This window comes from Krasilnikovia sp. MM14-A1004, from assembly GCF_047159485.1.
GTDB lineage: Bacteria > Actinomycetota > Actinomycetes > Mycobacteriales > Micromonosporaceae > Actinoplanes.
This window is the reverse complement of sequence record NZ_AP038773.1, coordinates 2729270-2750916: the sequence shown is the minus strand read 5'-3', so window position 1 is coordinate 2750916 and position 21647 is coordinate 2729270. Positions and strand designations below refer to the sequence as shown.

18 protein-coding genes and 1 pseudogene are annotated in these 21647 nt (G+C 72.3%); 5 read left to right on the top strand and 14 right to left on the bottom strand.

Annotated elements, in window-relative coordinates; genetic code table 11:
- Positions 1-116 precede the first annotated feature (116 nt).
- The 4 genes from ACMCNN_RS12540 (at position 117) to ACMCNN_RS12525 (ending at position 5947) form a co-directional block, all read left to right on the top strand.
- On the top strand, positions 117-1265 hold the full coding sequence (locus tag ACMCNN_RS12540) for a serine hydrolase domain-containing protein (RefSeq protein ID WP_412746362.1): 1149 nt from the start codon (positions 117-119) through the stop codon (positions 1263-1265).
- Positions 1266-1490: 225 nt separating this feature from the next.
- Positions 1491-2897 (top strand): hypothetical protein, encoded by a 1407-nt coding sequence (locus ACMCNN_RS12535; RefSeq protein WP_412746361.1) that lies wholly within the window; start codon positions 1491-1493, stop codon positions 2895-2897.
- A gap of 115 nt (positions 2898-3012) precedes the next feature.
- The gene (locus ACMCNN_RS12530) at positions 3013-3627 is read left to right on the top strand and encodes a dihydrofolate reductase family protein (RefSeq protein ID WP_412746360.1); all 615 of its coding nucleotides are present in this window, start codon (positions 3013-3015) and stop codon (positions 3625-3627) included.
- Positions 3628-3751: 124 nt separating this feature from the next.
- On the top strand, positions 3752-5947 hold the full coding sequence (locus tag ACMCNN_RS12525; protein ID WP_412746359.1) for an ATP-binding protein: 2196 nt from the start codon (positions 3752-3754) through the stop codon (positions 5945-5947).
- Between the two features lie 21 nt (positions 5948-5968).
- On the opposite strand, the gene yiaA is transcribed toward ACMCNN_RS12525, so the two are convergent.
- From yiaA to ACMCNN_RS12455, 14 genes and pseudogenes are all read right to left on the bottom strand, one after another.
- Positions 5969-6451: an inner membrane protein YiaA gene (gene yiaA, locus ACMCNN_RS12520; protein ID WP_412746358.1), complete on the bottom strand. Its 483-nt coding sequence runs from the start codon at positions 6449-6451 to the stop codon at positions 5969-5971.
- 166 nt (positions 6452-6617) lie between these two features.
- Positions 6618-7112, bottom strand: a complete 495-nt coding sequence (locus ACMCNN_RS12515; protein ID WP_412746357.1) for a hypothetical protein — start codon at positions 7110-7112, stop codon at positions 6618-6620.
- A complete protein-coding gene (locus tag ACMCNN_RS12510) occupies positions 7105-7662 on the bottom strand; it encodes a phage tail protein (RefSeq protein ID WP_412746356.1) in 558 nt (185 codons plus the stop codon). Before ACMCNN_RS12510 ends, ACMCNN_RS12515 begins: the two co-directional genes overlap by 8 nt.
- Positions 7659-9617, bottom strand: a complete 1959-nt coding sequence (locus ACMCNN_RS12505; protein ID WP_412746355.1) for a putative baseplate assembly protein — start codon at positions 9615-9617, stop codon at positions 7659-7661. The genes ACMCNN_RS12510 and ACMCNN_RS12505 overlap by 4 nt, the downstream gene beginning before the upstream one ends.
- Before the next feature lie 55 nt (positions 9618-9672).
- Positions 9673-10074: a GPW/gp25 family protein gene (locus ACMCNN_RS12500; RefSeq protein WP_412746354.1), complete on the bottom strand. Its 402-nt coding sequence runs from the start codon at positions 10072-10074 to the stop codon at positions 9673-9675.
- Positions 10075-10083: 9 nt separating this feature from the next.
- Positions 10084-11733, bottom strand: a complete 1650-nt coding sequence (locus ACMCNN_RS12495) for a VgrG-related protein (protein ID WP_412746353.1) — start codon at positions 11731-11733, stop codon at positions 10084-10086.
- Positions 11726-12403 (bottom strand): CIS tube protein, encoded by a 678-nt coding sequence (locus tag ACMCNN_RS12490; protein WP_412746352.1) that lies wholly within the window; start codon positions 12401-12403, stop codon positions 11726-11728. Before ACMCNN_RS12490 ends, ACMCNN_RS12495 begins: the two co-directional genes overlap by 8 nt.
- The gene (locus ACMCNN_RS12485; protein ID WP_412746351.1) at positions 12403-14325 is read right to left on the bottom strand and encodes a hypothetical protein; all 1923 of its coding nucleotides are present in this window, start codon (positions 14323-14325) and stop codon (positions 12403-12405) included. Before ACMCNN_RS12485 ends, ACMCNN_RS12490 begins: the two co-directional genes overlap by 1 nt.
- The gene (locus ACMCNN_RS12480) at positions 14303-14761 is read right to left on the bottom strand and encodes a phage tail protein (protein ID WP_412746350.1); all 459 of its coding nucleotides are present in this window, start codon (positions 14759-14761) and stop codon (positions 14303-14305) included. The genes ACMCNN_RS12485 and ACMCNN_RS12480 overlap by 23 nt, the downstream gene beginning before the upstream one ends.
- A pseudogene (locus ACMCNN_RS12475) lies at positions 14754-14903 on the bottom strand (DUF6760 family protein); the annotation flags it as partial. The gene ACMCNN_RS12480 and the pseudogene ACMCNN_RS12475, both read right to left, overlap by 8 nt.
- 17 nt (positions 14904-14920) lie before the next feature.
- Complete coding sequence (locus ACMCNN_RS12470) at positions 14921-15280, bottom strand: hypothetical protein (protein ID WP_412746349.1); 360 nt, start codon at positions 15278-15280, stop codon at positions 14921-14923.
- Between the two features lie 28 nt (positions 15281-15308).
- Positions 15309-15740: a phage tail protein gene (locus ACMCNN_RS12465; RefSeq protein WP_412746348.1), complete on the bottom strand. Its 432-nt coding sequence runs from the start codon at positions 15738-15740 to the stop codon at positions 15309-15311.
- Positions 15741-15752: 12 nt separating this feature from the next.
- Positions 15753-17378 (bottom strand): phage tail sheath family protein, encoded by a 1626-nt coding sequence (locus tag ACMCNN_RS12460; protein WP_412746347.1) that lies wholly within the window; start codon positions 17376-17378, stop codon positions 15753-15755.
- Positions 17379-17393: 15 nt separating this feature from the next.
- Positions 17394-17726: a hypothetical protein gene (locus ACMCNN_RS12455; RefSeq protein WP_412746346.1), complete on the bottom strand. Its 333-nt coding sequence runs from the start codon at positions 17724-17726 to the stop codon at positions 17394-17396.
- Between the two features lie 152 nt (positions 17727-17878).
- Here ACMCNN_RS12455 and ACMCNN_RS12450 point away from each other — a divergent pair, with 152 nt between their 5' ends.
- Positions 17879-21646 carry a DUF4157 domain-containing protein gene (locus ACMCNN_RS12450; RefSeq protein WP_412746345.1) on the top strand — a complete coding sequence of 1256 codons (3768 nt, stop codon included), beginning with the start codon at positions 17879-17881 and terminating at the stop codon, positions 21644-21646.
- Position 21647 lies beyond the last annotated feature (1 nt).

Below are 21647 nucleotides of genomic sequence, written 5' to 3'. Positions count from 1 at the left end.
CCCGCCGGGCACCGGGTTGTCCCCGGGGTCAGATCCGGGGGCTCGCCTGGTCGATCCCGCGCACCGCGGACCGGCAGAGTCGGCCCCGTCAACGTTCACCGAGCGAAGGAGCGGACATGGCAACACGGCGAACCAGGACTGCGCTTCGGGCGGCCTGCGCCGGCACGGTGCTGATCGGGCTGGCGACGGCCGGACAGCTCGCGTACGCCGGCCCGGCGCCGCAGGCCGCACCGCCCGCGGGGTTGCGGGAGGCCATCAACGAGGCGGTCGCCGCCGGGAACCCCGGCGTGATCGCGTACGCCCGTCGGGGTGCGCAGCACTGGCAGCTCGCCGCCGGCGTCGCCGACCGGGCCACGGGCCGGCCGGCGCAGCCCGGCGACAGTTGGCGGATCTTCAGCAACACCAAGTCGTTCGTCTCCACCGTGGTGCTGCAACTGGCCGGCGAGGACCGGATGCGCCTCGACGACACGGTGGAGCGGTGGCTGCCGGGCGTCGTCCACGGCCACGGCAACGACGGCGGGAGGATCACCGTCCGGCAGCTGCTCAACCACACCAGCGGGATCTACGACCCCACCAACGACCCGCGGTTCTCCACTGACCAGGGTGGTCACACCCCGCAGGAGGTGGTCACCGCCGCGATGGCGCATCCGCCGCTGTTCCCGCCCGGGCAGCAGTGGAACTATTCCAACACCAATTACCTCCTCGCCGGAATGGTCGTCGAGGCGGTGACGCACCACCGCGCGGACGTCGAGGTCCGCCGGCGCATCACGATCCCGCTCGGGCTGACCCACACGTCGTTCCCGCTCGACGATCCGCGCCTGCCCGGACCACACCTGCACGGATACGACATGGACTACCGGGATGTCACCGGCTTCAACCCCTCCGGCGAGTGGACCGCCGGCGCGATGGTCTCCACCGTCGCCGACCTCGCCCGGTTCGACACCGCGCTGTTCGGCGGGCGGCTGCTGGCGCCGGCACAGCAACGCGAGCTGCAGACCACCGTTCTCGACAGCGACTACGGGCTGGGCGTGCAACGCGTGACGGTGCCGTGCCGGGACGCGGACATCGCGGTGTGGGAGACCGACGGCGGCGGCCCCGGATTCAGCAGCGTGTCCATGACCTCGGCCGACGGCTCCCGCCAGCTCGTGCTCGTGGCCAACGTCTTCGACCTCGCCCGCGACCAGCGGGGACGCCCGGATCAGCCACCCGTTCCCGACGCCCGCGCCGCCTTCGGTGCGGCGACCACCAGCGTCCTCTGCCCATGAGGGGCTCGGGCCGCAACCGACCGCGGCACCGTGAGTCCGGCCGTCGCGCAGGGTCGCAGACACGATTGTTCCACCGCCGCCGTGCTGCGAGGATGACTGTTTACGCTGGTTAACCTGGACGGGGACCGGCGGCCAGGGTCCACGGGACGCAGTCACTGGAGGTGCCATGACCGGCTGCACCGAGCGCAGCGAGGGCCGCACCGGCATGGCCAGGGCGGATCAGTCATGACCCTGCCGCTGCGGGTCACGGTGGCCCCGGAGCGGGCCGACGCCTCGCCCGGCGACGCTCTGACCTTCGACGTGACCGTGCGCAACGCCAGCGACATCGTGGAGCACTACGCCCTCGAACTGCTGGGGCTGCCCGACGGGGCCACCGTGCGCACCGAGCCGGAGGTCGCCAAGCTACGGCCGTCCGAGACCGGCACCCTCACGGTACGGGTGACGCTGCCGGTGCAGCCGCCCGCGCCCGCCGGGACGTACGTGCTCGGGGCGCTGGTGAAGTCGCGGTACCGGGATGACGTGTCGCGCTGCGTCGAGGTGCCGCTGCAACTGGCCGCGGTCGAGGAGATCACCGTACGGGCGACGCCGGAGGTGGTGACCGGGGGGCGGGCCGGGCGGTACACGCTGGAGATCGCCAACGGGGGCAACGCCCCGGTCCGGCTGTATCTGGCCGCCACCGACCCGGAACGCCGGGTACGCGCCGAGTTCCAGCCCGCCTGGGTGGATCTGCCGCCCGCCACGTCCGCGCAGGCCCTGCTGTCGGTGCAGGCTCCCCTGCCGTGGAACAAGGAGAAGCAGCGGCAGCTCACCATCACCGCGACGCCCGACCTGCCCGGCGCCGCGGCGGGCACCGGTACGGCCACCTTCGTCCAGCAGCCCCGCTTCGCGTCCAAGTTCGCGAAGGTGGCGGGCATCGGCGCGGCGGTCACCCTGCTGGCCGCCGCGATCGCGGTGCCCGCCCTGGTGGTCAACGCGAACAAGCACGAGAAGGCAGCCCAGAACGGTGCGGCCAACGGCCCGCAGAGCGCCGCCGCGCCGCCGCCCGCGCCCAGCGCCGCCGCGTCGTCGGCGGCCGCGCCGTCCGCCTCCGCCAGCGCCGCCGAGTCACCCTCCTCCGCGCCGGCGTCGTCCGCGTCGCCGTCGCCGTCCGCGTCGGCCACCGGCGACGGCGCCCGCGACGTGGACCTGAGCGGCGTCGGCCCCGGGGTGCTGGCCAGCGACGCGTTCCGCAACCAGGGCTTCCTGGCCAGTGCCGACCCCGGCACGGTGGTCGTTGCGGGGTGCGAGGACGCGCGCAGCGTCGCGATCGTCACCGGCCCGGACGGCAAGAAGGTCCTCATCTCCTCCAGCGCCGACGACCCGACGAAGTGCAACACCGTCCCGATGATGATCGACTTCGGGGCGGACGCGCTCGCCGGCTCCATCAAGCTCACCCCGCTCAACCCGGACACCCTGGAGATGGAGGTCGCCTACCGCGACCTCACCCGTGAGGTGCGGCCCGACCTCACGGTCGCCAACGCGACCCCGCACGGCGGCATCGACTACGTGCTGGTCCGGCCCCGCGCCACGGCGGGTGGGGCGGCACCCGCTCAGGTGGCACTCACCGGCATCCGCCTCGGCCCGCTGCGCTGAGCGGCCCGATCCATCGGGCCAGCGTGGCGGCGAGCGGGCAGGCTGCCGCCCCGGCGATATGGTGCGGGTACTGCGCCAGTCCACATGCCACACCCGACTCGATGGGATCATCGCGATGGCAAAGGTCATCTCCACGCTGTTCATCTCGGCCGACGGTGTCGCCGAGATCGACCCCGATTGGCACTTCCCGTACTTCGACGAGAACATGGGCCGCGCCGTCACCGAGGACTACGGCACCTCCGACGTCCTGCTCATCGGCCGCGAGACCTACGACAGCTTCGCCGGGGCGTGGCCCGACCGTGAGGCGGGCGGTGGCGACGACGCCCCGTTCGCCAAGCAGCTCGGGGACGTACGCAAGATCGTCGTGTCCCGCCAGCCGCTGGAGTTCACCTGGCGCAACTCCGAGCTGATCGACGGCGACCTCGCCGCGGCCGTCACCGCCCTCAAGGCCGACCCCACGATCACCGGCATCCTCATCCCCGGCTCGCTCTCCGTGGTGCAGCAACTGCTCGCCGCGGGGCTGATCGACGAGTTGCGCCTGCTGGTGCACCCGGTGGCGGCGCGCAAGGGCCGCAGGCTGTTCGACGACGGCGACGCGCCGTACCACCTGAAGGTGCTGGCGACCGAGGCGTTCCCGACGGGCGTGCTCCGGGTGATCTACGCACCGGTCGAGGCACCCGCCAAGGTCGGCTACGACGACATCAAGAGCCAGGTGCCCGAAGGCAGCTAGCGCTCGTCACAGGCGCACGCTGCCGGGTTCGACTCGGTGAGCCGCCGGGTGCGAATCGGGAACCCGGTATCAGCCGCACGCGGACCCGGCCGACGCGGATGGTGTGAAGCTCACGCCCGCGCGGTTGACCAAGCAGATACGCACGGCCGGCATCCTCGCGGCGCTCGTCGCGGTTGCCGGCCTCGTCATGTCGGCCGGCGTGGCGACGCTGGTGGCGGGCGAGCAGCGCGACGCCGCCCGGCAGCAGCTGGACCGCCGTGCCTCCCTGGCGGCCGCCGCGGTGACCGCCGAGGCCGGTCGCTACGTCGACACGCTGCGTATGGTCGCGGCGGATCTGGGCGGCCCCGAGACGCCCACCGCGGCCCGCTTCGCGCAGGCCGTCCAGCCACTGGACGACATGCGGCTGGCCGGTGCCGCCTCGATCGGCTTCCTCGTGCCCACCTCCGACCGGCAGGTCGCGGCGACGCAGGCGCGGTGGCGTGCACGCGGTGTCCCCCAGCTGACCCTGCGCCCGGACGGCACCGCCCCCGAACACGTGTTCTCCGTCGTCAGCCGGCGCTTCGACGGCCGGCCCGTCACCACCGGGACCGACTTCGCACAGGCCGCCGCCCCCGTGCAGGCCCTGGACCGGTCCCGTCGCACCGGCCGGGTCGCCGTCTCCGACGCCTACCAGCTGCTGTCCGACCGGCGGTTGCCCGCCGCGCAGCAGCAGCTGTCGTTCGCCCTCACCGCCCCGGTGTACGGCACCGCCGACAGGGCCGGGCACCGCGAGTTCCGCGGCTGGGTGGTCATGGCCATGCGCGGGCAGGACTTCATGGGTGCCACCCTGGCCCGGCTCTCGCAGAACCTCATCGACGTCACCCTGCACGCCCCGGGGGGTGCAGGCGGCGCCCGGCCCACGGTCGCCGCCCTGACCGCCGGGACGCCCGGACACCGCGACCTCAGCCGCAGCACCGATGTCACGGTCGCCGACCGGACGTGGTCGCTGCAGGTCACCTCCGTCGCGAAGCGGCTGCCGGGCGGCGCGACGCGGCTGCCGCTGCTGGTCACCGTCGTCGGAACGCTGCTCGGTCTGCTGTCGGCGGGCCTGGTGTGGGTCCTGGCCACCGGGCGCGCCCGCGCCCGGGAACGCGTCCGCGCCGCCACGGCCCGGCTCAGCGCCGCCCGGGACGAACTCGTCGGGCAGAAGACGTACCTGATGCAGGTCCTCGACAACCTCGACACGGCCGTGATCACCTGCGACACCACCGGCGCGATCGTGCACGCCAATCACGCCCTGATCGACTGGACCCGCGCGAACACCCGGCCGGGTCCCGGTGGCGCGCCCGCCGACGACCTGGACCGGGCGCTGGCCCGCGCCCTGTTCGGCAACTCCGTCCGGGGTGAGGAGATGACCATCGAGCCGGCCGGACGCCCCCGGCGCAACCTGCTGGTCGACGCGCGGCCGCTGCACGACCACACCGGCCGCATCATCGGCGCGGTCTGCTCCGCCTCCGACATCACCGTGCTGCGCGAGCGCGAGGCCGACCTGCAGGCGTTCGCCGGTGTCGTCGCGCACGACCTGAAGGGTCCGCTCGGCGCGGTCGCCGGATTCGCCGAGATCCTGGACGACCACCTCGACGCCGGTACGACCGAGCCGTCCCAGCTGCGCCCCGCCCTGGACCGGATCCGCAGCGGCATGGTCCGGATGCGCCGGCTCATCGACGACCTGCTGGCCTACGCCACCGCCCGCGACGCCCAGCTGCACCGCGAGCCCGTTGACCTGCAGGTGCTGGTCGCCGAGGTGGTCGCCGAGCGCACCGCCGCGCTGCAGGCCGACCGCGGGGCGCAGCTGCCCACCATCCGCACCGGGCCGCTGCCGGTGGTCCACGCCGACCCGGCGATGATCCGCCAGCTCCTCGACAACCTCGTCGGCAACGCCCTCAAGTACACCCGGCCCGGCCAGCCCGCCGACATCGCGATCTCCAGCCAGCCGGCCGTGGACGGAACGGCCTGCATCGAGATCGCCGACCGGGGCATCGGCATCCCCGCTGCCGACCAGCCGCACGTGTTCACGTCGTTCCACCGTTCCGCCAGCCACCGGGGATACGCCGGTACCGGCCTCGGCCTCAGCATCTGCCAGCGGATCATCGACCGGCACGACGGCACCATCGGCGTGTCCGACAATCCCGGCGGCGGTACCCGCATGCGATTCACCCTGCCGGCCGGCACGGGCGTGACCCTGCCCACGACGTCCCACCCGGCGTTCACCGCCGCGTCCCAGGGCCGGCTGCTCAGCCCCGTCACCGCGGCGCCCAGCGCGCTCGCGACGGCGGCGTAGGCGGGGACGGGGAACGGGCCGTCACCCGGTGACGCCCGTGGTACCGCCCACCGGGCCACCCCACTGCAGTTCCGGCATGGTGGCGGCGGGCGACGGCGCCCGGTACTGCAGCGTGTCGCGGACGTTCTTCTGCACGGCGACCGCGGCGAACAATGTCATCGCGAACGAAAGGCCGTAGAAGCCCTTCTCGCTGAGCGCCATTCCGCTGTTCCACAGACCGACCGCCAGCATCAGCACCGCGAGGGCGAGCACGGACCACGACAGCCCCAGGTACAGCGCCGACACCGGGAGGCTCTCCGCCCTGTCGCGTACCGCCTTCTGCAGGGAGACGGCGGCGAACACGCCCAGCACGAGAACCGCGGCGTAGAAGCCCTTCTCGCTCTTTGTCATCGTGGCGTTCCACAGCCCGACGGCGAAGGAGACGACGCCGAGAATCAGCACCGCCCACGACGCGCCGACGAACGCGGCGGTGGGCTTGGCCTGTGACGATTGTTGAGTGGTCATCGCATTCTCCGAATGGGTGTGAAAGCACCGAACGGACCGGCGCAGGATTGTCGGGAAACATGAGCGGCTGCTCTTTTCGAGCCGCCGTTTCATGAGAAGACATCCTGCGCAGTGGCCGGGCCGTAATCCTGAGTAGCGGTACTCAACGGTGGTGGGTACGCCCCGCTCAGCGCAGGTAGGTCCAGACGAGTACGCCGGCCAGCACCAGCAACGCCAGCACCGCGAGGACGACCAGGGCGATCACCCAGCCCCAGCTCTCCCGCGGCGCCTGCCCCCGCGGGACGGGCGGCCCGAGCACCACCGGTTCCGGCCGGGCCGGGCGCAGCTCGTGGCCACACCGCTCGCAGCGGATCCGCGCCGCCTCGTTGCCGTACCCGCAGCGGGGGCAGGCGACCTGGCCCGGCGCGACGGGCGGGCGGCCGTACGTGGCGGCCGGGAACTGGCGGGTGTCGGCCCGTCCGGGGGCGGAACGCAGCAGGCCGGTCGGGTCGTCCTTCTCGTTCGGGGCGCGCGGCACCGCCCGGGCGTCGTCCTCGGCCGGGGCGCGCAGGAACATCAGCGGGTAGCCGCAGCGCGGGCACAGCTGCTCGACGTCGGGGCGTACCGGGGAGCCGCAGTCGGGGCACGGCATCTGCCGTACGCCGCCGCCGTACTCAGCCATCGCCGCCCCCGCCGTCCACCGGGCGGGCCCGGCCCCGCGCGGTCTGCGGCTGGAACCGGACATCCAGCTGCACGCGGGCGCCGAGGGGCAGCTCGCTCTGCAGGAAGCCGAGCACCTGCCGCTCGGTGAGGTGCCCGGTGTGATCCATCTGCACCACGACGACCGGGTTGGCGGGCGGCACTGTGTCGTTGCGGCCGTACACCCCGCCCGCGTCGATGACCGTGACCCGCGCGCCGGTGGCCGCCTCCAGCAGGGCCTCCACCCCGAAGCGGGTGCCGCGCCAGCCGAGCAGCCGCCCCACCTCGCGGACCATGGAACGCCGGTACTCGGCCGGGTCGGTGGGCTCCAGCTCCACCCCGAGCCACGCGCCCAGGTACTGCAGCATCTCCGGGCTGGCCAGGCCGGTGTCGATCTGGTGCTCGACGCTGTCGATGCGGTCCCGGACGGTGTCGGCGACCTCCTCGAACGCGGACACGAACCCGCGCAGCACCGGGTCGGTGGCCATGACCCGGGGCAGCTGGTTCACCAGCCAGCCGGTCGTGACGGTCACTGCTGCACCACCACCCGATGCTCGTAGGACATGAACAGCGCCTCCGGCATGAGGCGCAGCCGCTGCTCCACCTGGTCCAGGGTGCGCTTGCGGCGCAGGTCGGCGGAGAAGAAATGTACGGCCTCCACGCCCTGCACGCCGAACGATCCGTGCAGCACGCCGTACACGTCGCCGAGGCGCAGGTCGGTGTCGAACGGCCAGCCCTGCCCGCTCGGGCCGCCGGTGAGCGGATTCAGGTACGCGTACAGCGCCCGCTCGGCCCGTTCCCGGACCGTCTCGGTGCGTACGCCCGGCCCGGCCCGCACCTCCGCGACGACCTTGACGCCCTGGTAGCGGGGCGAGTCGATGCGCAGCCGCATGGTGAGCAGCCGGCGCGGCTCCAGGTACGCCTTGATCTGCTCCTCCAGCTCGTCGGAGATCGCCAGGTCGTCCAGGGTGAGCGCCTCGGGGGCGATGTCGACGCGCGGGACGACCAGCAGCCGGGCCGGTTCGTCCGGCGACGCCGGGGGCAGGCAGCGGGCCCGGGCGACGCTGGGGGCGGCGTCCAGGGTGAGCCGTTCCACGTCCTCGGCGGTGACCGCCCGCCGGCCGCCGCGCAGCAGCATCGGGCCGCGCACCTTGGCGTTCTCCACGGTCTCCGCGTCGACGCCGCCCGCGCTGGGGTCCAGGTTGGTGACCGACGCGACGAACGGGATCGACGTGTGCAGCACGGTCAGCCGGTCGGCGGCGACGTTGCCGCGGCGCCCGCCGCCGAACCGGTACCCGGTGACGTAGATCTGCGCGTCGATCGGCGGGATCGCGCCGTGCTGCCACACCTGGCCGTGGCGGTCCAGCACGCGCGGCCCGAACCGGATCTCACCCGTCGCGCCGGACCAGGTGTAGACCCTGTCGTCCTCGGTGGCGTCGGCCAGGTCGGCAACCTCCATCCAGTCCTGTTCCTCGGGTTCGCCGGTACGTTCGTGGCGGGGCAGCACCACCCTGACGTGCTCGTCGTGGCGGCGCGGCAGCACCGGCACCCGGCGTACCTGAAAGACCTGGCCGGGACGGCCGGTGCTGGCGCCGAGCAGCTCGGCCGGGGCCGGTTCGGCGTGGTGGGCGGGCACCGCCCCGCCCAGCGCCACCGCGGAAAGCGACTCCAGCTCGGGCGGGTTGGTGTATTCGGGCTGGCCCTCGACGGCCCGGACCAGGCGGCAGCGCAGCCAGTGCGCCCGGCGCGAGCCGATCGCGAGGGCCTCGTGCCGGGCGGGCAGCAGCAGGGTGACCTGGCCGGGACTGTTGAAGCCCGCGCTGGTGTCCTCCAGGATCCGCACGTCGCGCCACTGCTGGCCGTCCCACGCCTCCCAGACGCGGGGCGGGCGGCGCGGGTCCACCCCGGCGCCCTCGGGGCCGGTGTGCACATCGAGGCGCAGCAGGTTGCCGCCAGCGGACTGGGCCAGTCCGAAGTACACCGCCTCGTCGTGGGTCAGGCTGGGGAACAGCCGCACCGACGACGCCTCTGTGCGCAGGTTGTCCCAGTGGTCGGTGTACCGGTCACCGGTGTGGGTCAGGCAGGCGGTCAGCTCGGGCGGCGTGACCTGCAGCTCGGTGTCGGTGAGGAAGACGACGGGTTCCTCGTCCTCGCGGCGTTCCGTGCTGACCTGGGTGCCCGCGGGGACCCGGACGACGTCCTCGCGGGGCGCGGTGAGGCGGAACAGGACGTCGGCGCGGGCGGGCACCGCGGAGAACAGCTCGACGCCGACCAGTTCGAGAAACTTGACGTAGAGGCGGTCGGGGACCTGGTTGAGCCGGTACAGCGTCATCTCTGTCATCCAGGCGAACAACTCGACGATGGCGACCCCGGCGTCGGAGACGTTGTGGTCCGTCCACTCGGGACAGAGCCGGTTGATCCGCCGTTTCGCCTCGTCCACGATGTCCTGGAACCGGCGGTCGTCCAGGTCCGGCGCAGGCAGGCTCATGCCGCGCCTCCCTTCGGCATGCGCTCGCGGCCCTCGCTACGCTCGGTGCACTCGCTCATGCCGGCTCCTCGGTCGGAATGGTATAGAACGGAAACACAAGATTTCGTACGTCGTTGGTCGCCCGAATGCGGTAGGAGACGGCGATGTGGATCGCGCCGGAGTCCTGCTCGCCGGTGGCCAGTACGGACTCCAGGTCGATGCGGGGCTCCCAGCGTTCCAGGGCCTCCCGGACGGCCTGCTCGACCAGACCGAGGGTGCCCGCGGTGATCGGGGCGAACAGCAGCTCCCACATGGCGCAGCCGAACTCGGGGCGCATCACCCGCTCCCCCGGCACCGTCGACAGGATCATCCGGATCGCCGCGTCCACCTCGTCGACCCCGCTGACCAGCCGCACCGACCCCGTACGCGAGATCGCCGCCGGGAACGCCCACCCGTTGCCGATGAAGTCATGAGTCATCGCGGCCCCCTAGTTGAGCTTGATCGGCTTGCCGGACGCGGTCAGCCCGCCGGACGCGGTGATCTCCACCTGGGCGCCGCTGAGACTCAGCTTCTGGGACGCCTTGATCTCCACCTGGCTGGCGGAGATGACCAGCTTCTGGTCGCCGGTCAGCGTGGACTCGCTCTGGGCCAGCTTGAGCGTGCACGGGCCGCCGCCCAGGCTCAGCGTCACCGACGGCACGTCGTCGTCGAGGGTGAGCCGGGAGTCCTTACGGCTGACCAGCGCCCGCTGTTTGATCTTCCCGCCCGACGCCGCGTCCGGCAGGGGCGGTTTGTCGTCGCGGTTCCACAGGCCGCCGAGCACCACCGGGCGGGCGTGGTCGTCGAGTTCGAAGCCGACGAGCACCTCGTCGTCCACCTCGGGCAACCACTGCATGCCGCGCTGGCGGCCCGCGCCGGGGGCGGCCACCCGCGCCCAGGCGCTCTCGTCGTCGGCGGACAGGGTGGGGAAGGTGACCCGTACCCGGCCGAGCTTCTCCGGGTCGTCGTTGTTGGTGACGATGCCGATGACCAGCCCGCCCCAGCCGCGCCGGTCGGTGGTGGCGGTGCCGCCGGTCAGGTCGGCGATGCCGCCGGGTTCCTTGCCGCCGCACACGAACCGGGTCACGTACGGGCGGCCCGCCCCGTACGTGTGCTCGACGCCGGTGACCCGGTAGTTGCCGGTGAGCCGGGAGCCGACGCCCTCGATGTGCACCTTCGCCCCGGCCGCGATGTTCGGGTCACCGGCCGCCTCCCCGCGCAGCACCACCTCCTCGCCCGAGGCGCGCAGCAGCAGCGCGGCGGCCAGCTTGTCCGCCTCGGCCTGGTCGGTGACGGGGAACTGCCCGGCGTTGCGTTTGACCCGCCCGAACGCGCGCCGCGCCGCGCCGGTCAGCTCGTCGGCGGCGGGGGCGTCCGTACCCGGATCGGGCTGGTCGGCGCGGCCCGCGATGGCCTGCTTGCCGAGGGAGTCCCAGCCGCGGATCTGCACCTCGTCGCTGCGTTCCGCGGCGGAGAAGCGCACAGTGAACCGGCTCAGGTTCTGCCCGAAACGCAGCTTCGGCGGGGTGACGGTGGAGCGCGGGGAGCGTTTGAAGGAGAACTTGCGTTCGGTGACCCACACGTCGTACCCGATGCGGGCGGCGCGGCGGCGCAGGAACGCGTAGTCGGTCTCGCCGGCCTGCAGCACGTAGTCGTGCACCGAGCCGGTGGCGTCCACGTCCGGGTCGAGGCCGTACTCGCCCGCGATGCGGCTGGCGATGTCGGCGTCGGTGACCCGCTGGAAGCTGCGCGACTTCGGCTCCCGGGCCATCCGGTGGGTCAGGTCGAAGCCGCTGAGCACCAGCTCGTGCCGGCCGGAGGCGCCCGGCTCGACGACCACCGCGGTGATCTCCCCGGAGGTGACGACCACCGGATCGCCCTCGGCGCGGAACGCGATGTCCAGCTTCGTGCCGAGCGTGAAGGTGCCCCGGTCGAACAGCTCGAAGTGCGGATCGTCGAAGTGCACAGCGAAGTAGTCGGGCAGGTGCACCGACTCCTCGACCCGGACCAGCGCCACCCGCGGGTACAGGTCGGGGGCCAGCGGGCGCCCGTCCACGGTGAGCACCACGCCGTCCAGGCGCTTGGTCGCCTCAGCCACGACGGCGCACCGGCAGCTCGGGGATGACCAGCAGGGTGCCGGGGGCCAGGGCGATCGGGTCGACCACGCCGTTGGCCGCGGCGATCAGCCGCCACCGGGTCGCGTCGGCGTAGTGCCGGGCGGCGACCCGGTCGAGGGTCTCGCCGAACCCGAGCCGGTGCACCGTGTGCAGGGTCGGCGTGTGCGAGGTGGGGTTCTGCAGCGGCCGCTTGTCCTCGTCCTTGTACTGCTTGAGCGACAGGTCGGCCTTGGCCCGCAACGGCATCCCGTCGGCGGCGAAGTACGTGAACTTGACCTGCAGCCGTTCCACGATCGCCTTGAACGAGTGCAGCTTGCCCCAGTGGAACTCCACCCACGGCGGCCGGGCCTTGTTGCGCTGCTTGTCCGAGCCGGGCAGGCTCGGGTCCACCTTGAGCAGGTCCAGCAGTTTGTTGGTGTGCTCCGTGACGTCCGTGCCGGTGGCGGTGGTGTCCAGGGTGATGCTCAGCGCGAGGGTGCCGGACTGACCGGCCTGGAAACGCAGCTCGGGGGCGTTGCCGCCCTTGTTCTCGGCCGCGTTCCACGTGTTGGCCTTGGTGATGGTCAGCTCGGCCGGGTTGAACAGGAAGTCGATCTGGTCGTTCTTCTCGGTCTTGAGGAACGCCTTCGCGGGTGCGGTGGGTGCGGTCATCAGAACACTCCTGCCCAGCGCCCGCCGCGGCGCTCGATCTCGCGCAGCAGCCGCGCTTCGACGATCTCCACGACCTTGTCCGGGTCCAGCGCCGCCTTCGCCGCACCGACCGCGCCCCCGGCGGCTCCCGCCACCGCGGAGGCGGCCCCGGTGGCGGCGCCGGAGACCGCCCCGGCCGCGGCGTCCACCGCTCCGGTGACGCCGGATGCCGCGTCGGCGGCCAGGCCACCCGCCGAGGCCAGCGCCCCCGCCGCGGTGTCCCGCGCTTCACTCACCGCACCGGTCAGCCCGGCCATCGGGCCGGAGGTGGCCTCCAGCACGGCGGCCCGGGCGGCGCGGGTGGCGACGTCGCCGACCGCGCCCGGGCCACCGCCCACGGGCAGCTGATCGACGATCCCCGCCGCGCTGGGCGCGGCGTCGGCCAGCCGCTGCCGTCCCGCGGACAGCAGACCTTCGCCCGCCTGCCGTCCCGCGCTGAGCAGCCCTTCCCCCGCCTGCCGCCCGGCGGACAGGGCCTGCCGCTCGTCGTCGTCGAGCAGCCCGGCGGCGCGCTCCAGCAGGAACCGGGGGCGCCGCACCGGGTTGCGGGTGTGCGTCAGCTCGTGGGCCAGTACCTCCGACATGACGGGCACGTTCGCGGGTGCCCGGGGCAGGTGCACGACAATGCCGGTGGTGGCGCCGAGCGCGCCCGCGGCCGCGAGCGCGTGCCGGGTGGCCGGGCCGGTCGTGAACATCGGCGGATGCGCCCGACCGGTCAGCGCCGCCGCCATCGCGTGCAGGGCGCCGGGCAGCGGACGGGGCGCCTCCAACGGCCGGGCGGCGACCGCCGCCTCCCACCGCGCGCGGGGATCGGGCTTGTCAGATCCGGGCTTTGTCATGGGTCCGGGCCGTTCGGATCCCGGCCTTTCGGATCCAGGCTTTTCAGGTACGGGCATCCCGTAGCCGCCGAGCAACCCCCGCCCGGGGTCAGGGCGCAGGGAGGTGGTCACGGCGCCTGCGGGGTCGGGTCCCGTCCCCGGCGGCAGCGGCCCCGCCCCGAGCACGGTCAGGTCGGCGGCGGACTCGGGGTTGCGCACGGACGGGCCGGATCCTGGCCGCGACGTCAGCGACCCCGGCCGGCCGAACGGCCGCCGACCTGTCCGGAGCTCCGGTCCGGTCACGAGTCCCGGACCGGTGCCGGGCACGGCGCCCCCGGAGGATCCCGCGCTCCGGCCGACGCCGGGCCCGAAGGCCCCTGTCACCGCATCGCCGCCGCCGGGCGTCGGCAATCCACCGGTGCGCGGCGCACCGCCGCCCGGGCCGGACACCGTGGGCCCGGCGGGTGCGACGCTCGACCGTCCGGCCGCGCCCGCCCGGGGCAGTACCGGCCGGACCCCCAGCGGCCCCTCCCGGTAGGGCGCGTCGGCGGCCACGTCCGCCCAGGGGTGCGGGTGGCCGTCGCCGGGCCGGACCAGGCGGAGGATGCCCGCGCCGCCGGTGCGCCGCCAGCCGTGACCACCCCGGTGGTCCCGCGGGACGGGGCCGAGTGCCGGGCGCAGCGCCGGTTCGTGACCGGGGCGCACGTCCGGGCCGGCGGCCGGGCCGGATGCGAGCGGCGGGCGAAGCGCGCCGAGTGTGCCGGGAAGGCCCCGGCCGGTGACCGCGCGGCTCCGAGCCGGAGAGTCGCGCAGCATGGCCGGGGCCGCGCCGATCGCCCGGCCCGCGGACGCGGGAGGCGGATTGTCGTGCCGTGGGCGCCACCGCCGCCACCAGCGCAGCAACGACCAGGATGCGCGCACCGGGAGGGTGGTGGCAAGGTCCGCCCCGACGGCCGGGCCGGGACCCGGCGCGCGGCGGCGCCCGGTCCACCGGTCGGTGAACAGGCGGCGCACGACCCGGCGCAGGGTACGCGGGCGGCGCTCACTTGCCGGAGCGGAAGCCACTGTGGCACACCTCCAGCTCCTCGACGGCGAGGTCACGCGACGACGCGGCGAACCGGGGCCCGGTCCACTTCACGGGTTTGGCCTCGAGGATCGTCCACGTCCGTACGGGCAGGCCCTTGGCGTTGCGGATGCTGATCTTGCCGTCGCGCGGTTTGATGGTGTTCTTCTTGGCGGTCAGTCCTTCGCCGGAGCACTCCATGACCCACTCGAACAGCGCGTCGGTGTCGGTGAGGCCGCGCTTGAGCACGAGGTTCGGCCACTTCATCCGGCCCAGCAGCTTGTGCGTGAACGCGTTCTGCCCGCCCTCGGCGAGTTCCTCGACGTCGAGTTGGACGGACAGCCCGGACACCTCTGTGAACGAGCCGATCACCGTCGCCCCGATCTCCAGCGTGAACTTGCCGACGAACGGCGGGTCCATCGTGTGCGCGTCAGCCACCCTGCACTCCTTGCCATGCGCGTTCGTTCAGGCCGCCGACCTCCCGCAGCAGCAGGATCCGGTCCCCGTGTTCCAGGTCCAGCAGCCGGTCGAGGTCCCAGTGCAGGTGGTACGCCAGGAAAGCGATCTCCTGCCACAGCTCGTCGTGGGCGTAGTGCCCTAACCCACCTCCACGGACGCCGTCGGGAAAGGGGTGCCCGGCTCCAGGGCGTCGAGGATGCTCGGGTCCTGGAAGTTGATGATCCGGTAGAGGTCCTGCAGGTAGCCGAAGTCGCTGACGAACAGCGACTCGATCGTCTTGGTGGTGACCCGTTGCACGGTGCCCAGTTCCGTGACGACCCGGGACAGCACGATGACCGTGGCGTACGCGTCGTTCTCCTTGACCCGGCCGTCGCGCAGCGGCTCGATCTCGTCGCGGGCGCAGGCCAGCCGCATCACCCCCGTACGGTGCAGGGTGCCGTTGTCGTCCACGAAGCCCTTCGGCAGCGTGAACGGAAATTCCGTCTGCAGCCCGCTCATGCTCTGCCTCCCTCAGGGGTGCGCTCGCTCATCCCCTGTGCAGCCCTTCGTGGGTGATCGTGACCTTCTCGGTCGCGACCTCGTTGGCGCCCGCGTCGAGTTCGGCGCCGGTCCACTTCGAGACCCAGCCGCGCTCGAAGTTCCAGCGGGCGACCTCCTTGTGCGTCGAGTCCTTGATGACGATCGAGCCGTCCCGTCGGGCATGGTCGACGTCGCCGTCCTCTACCTGCTTGCGCCACTCCCACAGCGCCTTGGACTCGTCGATGCGGCGTTCCAGGGTGATGTCGCTCCACTTCATCGCCCCGGGCACCTTCCGGATGATCATCTTGCCGTCCTTGGTGGCCTCCTTGTACTCGATCGTCTCGGTCTCCGATTCGACACCCGAGCACTTGCGGAAGCTGGCCATCTCGACTCCGCCGATCTCCAGGACGAAGTTGAACGTGGTCATCAGGTCTGGCATGTCGGTCTCCCCTTACTCCGTCGCGGCGCCGCCGCCCTGCCACTGGCTGATCCGGAAGATGACGAACTCGGCGGGCTTGCTGGGCGCGATGCCGACCTCGACGATGAGCTTGCCCTCGTCCACCGACGACGCCGGGTTGTTGCTCTCGTCGCACAGCACGTAGAACGCCTGTTCCGGGGTGGCCCCGACCAGCGCTCCCTGGCTCCACAGGCCACGCAGGAACGACGTGATGTTGCGCTTGACCCGCTGCCACAGGTCGAAGTCGTTCGGCTCGAACACCGCCCACTGGGTGCCGCGCCGGATCGACTCCTCTACATAGTTGAACAGCCGCCGCACGTTGACGTAGCGCCAGCTCGGGTCGGTCTTGGCGAGGGTCCGCGCCCCCCAGATCTTGGTGCCGTAGCTGCCGAACGAGCGGATGCAGTTGACGCCTTCGGGGTTGAGCAGATCCTGCTCGCCGCTGGTCACGTCGGTCTCCAGCCGCACGGCACCGCGCAGCGCCTCGTTGGCGGGCGCCTTCCACACCCCGCGCGCGCCGTCGGTGCGCGCCCAGACGCCGGCCACGTGCCCGGACGGCGGCACGGTCAGGTACAGCTCGCCGTTGGTGGCGCCGGGCCGCGCGAGCGGGTTGCTGATCACCACGTTCGGGTAGTACAGCGCGGCGAACGCGCTGTCGCGGGCCAACCGGGCCCGCCACTCCAGGGCGCGGGTGGCGTTGAGGCCGGGCGGGGTGTCCAGGATCGCCATCTTCGTGTGGCTGGCCTCGCAGTAGTCGAGCAGCTGCTGCTGCGCGGCGAGGAACATCTCCTCGTCGACCGTGCCGTCGCGGCGGGTGGCGACCGTGACGAGGTCGGGGATGGCGACCATGGTGACGTTCTCGGCGATGGCCAGGCCCTGGTAGCCGGTGCGTTCGGTCTCCGAGCCGACCAGGTCGGCCGGGGTGACCGCCTTGGTGGACACCGGCGGCGCCTGCAACTCGTAGCGGCCGGGCGCGGGCGCCCGTTCGGCCAGTGACGCGCCCTGCAGCGGCTGCACCTCGATGCGCAGGAACTGCGAGCGCTCATTGACCGTACGTTCGACAGAGCGTGCGCTGCGGCCGCTGAACGACAGCCCGCCCAGTTCCTCGCGCAGCGTCCCGTCCTCGTAGACGCGCAGCGTGTACTCGCCGCCGGCCCCCGAGTCGGAGCCCTCGGCGCCCTCGGCGGGCGGTGGTGGCGGGACGACCTCCACCTCCAAGCGGCCGCCCGGGTTCAGAGCGGAGACGCGCAGGCTGGGCAGGTCGGGCTGGTCGGCGACCGCCAGCGTCAGCGTGGGCCGGGCGGCGCCGCCGTCCTCGCCACTCGCGCCCGGCACCCGGCAGATGTACGCGGCGCTGCCGCCGTTCTCGAAGAACCCGCGTACCGCGTGCGGGAGCATCGCGCCGCGCACGAAGCCGCCGTACACCCGTTCGTACTGGGGCCAGCTGGTGACCAGCTGGGGTTTGACCCCGGCCGGGTCGGTGGGGTCGCCCTGGTCGCTGTCGTAGCGTTCGGTGAAACCCACGAACGCGGCGACGGCCGTACCCACCCCCTCGATGGGCATGGAGCCGCTGGGTTGCTCCTCGATGTAGACGCCCGGTGCTCCGTACGACGCGGCCATGCTGGCACCCCTTCGTCAGGCCTGCACCGCGCTGGTGAGCAGCGCGGGATCACAGTCGGATTCGTAGAACTCGCCGTAGTGCAGCGGCGGGAAGACGCGCATCCGCGGCAGGCGCGACGAGCAGGCGACCACCTTCACCGCCGGGAACCGGTGGACGATGACGTGCACCAGGTCGCCGGTTCCGTGTTTGTCGAGATCGAGCACGATCACGTCGGGCAGCGCCTCGAGCAGCCGGGCGAGGACGTCGGTGCCCGCGGTGTCGATCAGCTCGATGCCGTCCCGCCGCAGGATGTCCTCCAGGCCGAGGCGGTGCAGGGCGCTGAAGTCCCCCATGAGGACCCGCGTCATCGCCTCACCTCCACACCCTCGCGCCGACCTCAGCGTGCGCCCGCCCCGCGTACGGGAGAAAGGTGCGCCCGTGCAGCCGAAGGTGCAGCGGCGTCCCCGGCACCTTGCCGCGGCGCGGTGGCGGCCCCGATGCTGGGTCCCGGGGGTCGCCGGTGAAGCTGTCCACGCGCGAGGAGCCGCAGACCGACGCGCAGAGCGGGTCGGTGCGCTCGCCCGCGTCCACCGGCCCGGACCCCGCCGCCCGGTCGCCGGAGACCGCCGCCCGGCTGTCGGACTCCGGACCGGGTCCGGCGCTGCTGGCCCGTACCGTGGACACCGCCGCGGAGCCCGCGCCCCCGGCCCGTACCCGGGATCCGGCGGTGGCCGGCGGCAACGCCGCGATCGCGCGCCTGGCCACCGGCCGGGCGCTGCACCCCGTGCACCTCGGAGTGCTCGCCCCGGCCGGCGGGCACGCGCTGCGCCGCCTGCACGCACAGCCCAAGCTGACCGTCAGCCAGCCCGGCGACCGGTTCGAACGCGAGGCCGACGCGGTGGCCGAGCGGGTCGGGCTCGGCACCGCCGACACCGCGGCCGGACCGGCGCCGGGCCTGTCCCGGCTGGCCTCCCCGGCTGCGGCCGCCGGCGACCCCGGCGGGGAGGCACCGCCCGGCTTGAGCGCCCTGCTGACCAATCCCGGGCCGGGCGCGCCCATCCCGCCGGACGTGCGGGCGCGCGTGGAGGCGACCCTGCGGTTCGACCTGGGCGGGGTGCAGGTGCACTCGTCCGAGCGGGCGGCGGCCGGGGCGGCGCAGCTCAACGCGCGCGCGTTCACCACCGGCGGGCACATCTTCCTCGGCGCCGGGGAGTCCGCCGGCGACCTGGCGCTGATGGCGCACGAGGCCACCCACGTGGTGCAGCAGCAGTCCGTCGGCGTGTACCGGCTCGGTCTGCAACGCGACTCCGACAGCCTGCTGCCGGACTGGGCGCTCGCGCCGCTGCGCTCGGCGGTGCACGCGATTCCCGGCTACGACATGCTCACCGTCGTCGCCGGGTACGACCCGATCGCGAACCGCAATGTCCCCCGTACCCCGGAGAACCTGGTCCGCGGCGTGCTCGGCCTGGTCCCGTTCGGCGGGGTGGTCGCCGGGAAGCTGCAGGAGATGGGGGTGCTGCAGGACGCGTTCCGCATGATCGACAGTGGCCTGTCGGCGCACAACCTGACGCTGGCCCGCTTCCAGCACGAGATCGACCAGGCGTGGTCCGAGATCAGCGTCACGAAGGGCATCGACGGCAACGCCGCCGTGGTCACCAAGCACGTCGACGGCCTCTACAACGACGCGCTCGCGTTCGTGAAGGGCGTCATCGACGCGGTCGTGCAGCTGATCCGCGACGCCGCTGTCGGCTTCGCGGAGAAGCACCTCGTCGGCACGCCGGTGTGGGACCTGACCAAGAAGGTGCTGCACACCGACCCGCTGCGCGGCACCCCGGTCAACGCGCCGACGGTGGAGATCCTCGCGGACTTCCTCAAGCTGATCGGCAAGCAGGGCGCGCTCGCGCAGATGCAGGAGCGCGGCACCCTGCAGAAGACCGCGGACTGGCTGGATCTGCAGGTGCCCCGGTTCCTGGGGCTGATCAACGACCTGGTCGCGTTGTTCCAGGCCGGGTGGAAGGCGATCCAGCCGGAGAACATCACGCACCTGGGCGAGAACCTGAGCAAGCTGGCGCACGACGCGATCGGCCTGGTGCAACGGATCGGGGCCTTCGCGTACGACGTGATCGGCACGGTGCTGAGCCTGATCAAGGACGCCCTGCTGGAGTGGCTGAGCAAGCACGCGCACGGGACCCGCGGCTTCAAGCTGCTCACCGTGATCATCGGCATGGACCCGTTCACGGGTGCCCCGGTGCCGCGTACCGCGGAGAACCTCATCGGCGGGTTCATCACGCTGCTGCCCAACGGCGAGGCCACGTACCAGAAGCTGGCCGAGGCCGGGGTCATCGCGGACGCCGCCGCGCAGATCGAGGGCGCGATGTCCCGCCTCGGCATCTCCGCCGACATGATCAAGAACACGTTCCTCGGTGTGTGGAACATGCTCACGCTGGAGGACCTGCTCAACCCGATCGGCGCGTTCATCCGGGTGCTGGACAAGTTCGGCGAGCCGCTGGGGCGCATCGTCGCGTTCGTCGGCGAGGTCCTCAAGGTCGTCGTGACGCTGATCCTCAAGCTGATGAACTTCCCGTCCGAGCTGCTCGGCAGCATCGTGTCCAACGCGATGTCGGCCATCGAGGACATCAAGAACAACCCGCCGGCGTTCTTCCTCAACCTGTTGCTGGCACTCAAGAACGGCCTGTTCGCGTTCCTCGACAAGGCACTGACGTACCTGTTGGGTGGCCTGGCCGACTGGCTGTTCCGCGGCCTCGCCAAGATCGGTATCCAGAAGCCGCCCGACCTGTCGCTGAAGTCCATCCTGAACCTGGTGCTGCAGGTCCTCGGCATCACCACCGAGATGCTGTGGCAGAAGCTGGGCAAGACGATCGGCGACGAGAACGTCAAGAAGATCCGCGCCGGCATCGCGATGGCCGGCGAGGCGTGGGAGTTCATCAAGGACGTCCAGGAGAACGGCGTCGCCGCGATCTGGAAGCACGTCGAGAGCCAGCTCGGCAACCTGTGGGACACGCTGCTCGGCATCGTGATGGGCTGGATCACCAAGGAGATCGTCGAGAAGGCCACCGCGAAGCTGCTGTCCATGCTGGACCCCACCGGCATCATGGCCGTGGTCAACAGCACCATCGCGTTCTTCAAGGCGGTGCAGTCGGTCATCGACTACATCCGCGAGATCCTGCAGATCGTCAACGACTACGTGTCCACGTTGGCCGCCATCGCGAAGGGCGACACTCAGGCCGGCGCCGCGAAAGTCGAGAAGGGACTCGCCAACGCGGTGCCGGTGGCGATCGGGTTCCTGGCCAACCAGGCCGGGCTGGGCAGCGTCCCGGAGGAACTCGCGGAACACGTCAAGGAACTGCAGAAGGTGATCGACGAGGCGGTCGAGTGGTTGTTCGCCAAGGCCAAGTCGATGGGCCAGTCGGCGCTCAACGCCCTGACCGGCGGCGGGCCGGACCAGCCCGCAGGCGGTGCCCCGGCCCCGCCACCCGCGGGTCCGGAGGCCACGGACCTGGTCGCGCCGCTCGACGTCGAGGGCAACCCGCACAAGGTGTACGTCTCCGGCGACGCGCTGCTGGTGGCGAGCACACCACAACCGATCCCCCAGCTCGTCGCGAACATCATGGAGAACATCTACCCGCCGTTCGAGGAGCGCGCCCGTGGACTGGCGGCGCGGATCAACGCCATGGTCCCCAGCGTCGCCACCACGACCGACCCGCAGCAACGCCGCACGCTGCTGCAGGCCCTGAGCCAGCTGCTGTGGGAACTCATCCAGACCATGAAGAACGACAAGATCGGCTGGGGCGGCACGAAACGCGGCCGCAGCGTCGGCACCGCCTGGTACGACATCAACGGCGAACACGGCACGGTCGCGGCGGTCAGCGGCAGCGGCATCGACCAGCCCATGGGCCGCCGCGACGAGGTCGACGAGGCCGAGTACGTCCAGGGCATGAACGTCTTCTTCACCTCGCTGGTCCTGCCGTCGAGGAAGAAGATCGCGAAGGGCGCGACCCCCAAGCAGGTGCCCCGCCACACCGACAGCGAACTCAAGATCCTCGAATACGTCGCCGCGAAGTTCACCCCCAAGGCGGGACCGGGCCAGGACACCGTCCGCAACACCGAGCGGTACGACAACGTGCACGGCATCGTGCAACTGCACACCGACTGGACGATGTGCGAATCGTGCGCGTTCGTCGTCGGGCAGTTCCAGCGCCTGTTCAACGGCAACGTCACCGTCAACCCCACAGCCGGGGTCGAGCCACACCCGGCCCCGGTGAACTGAC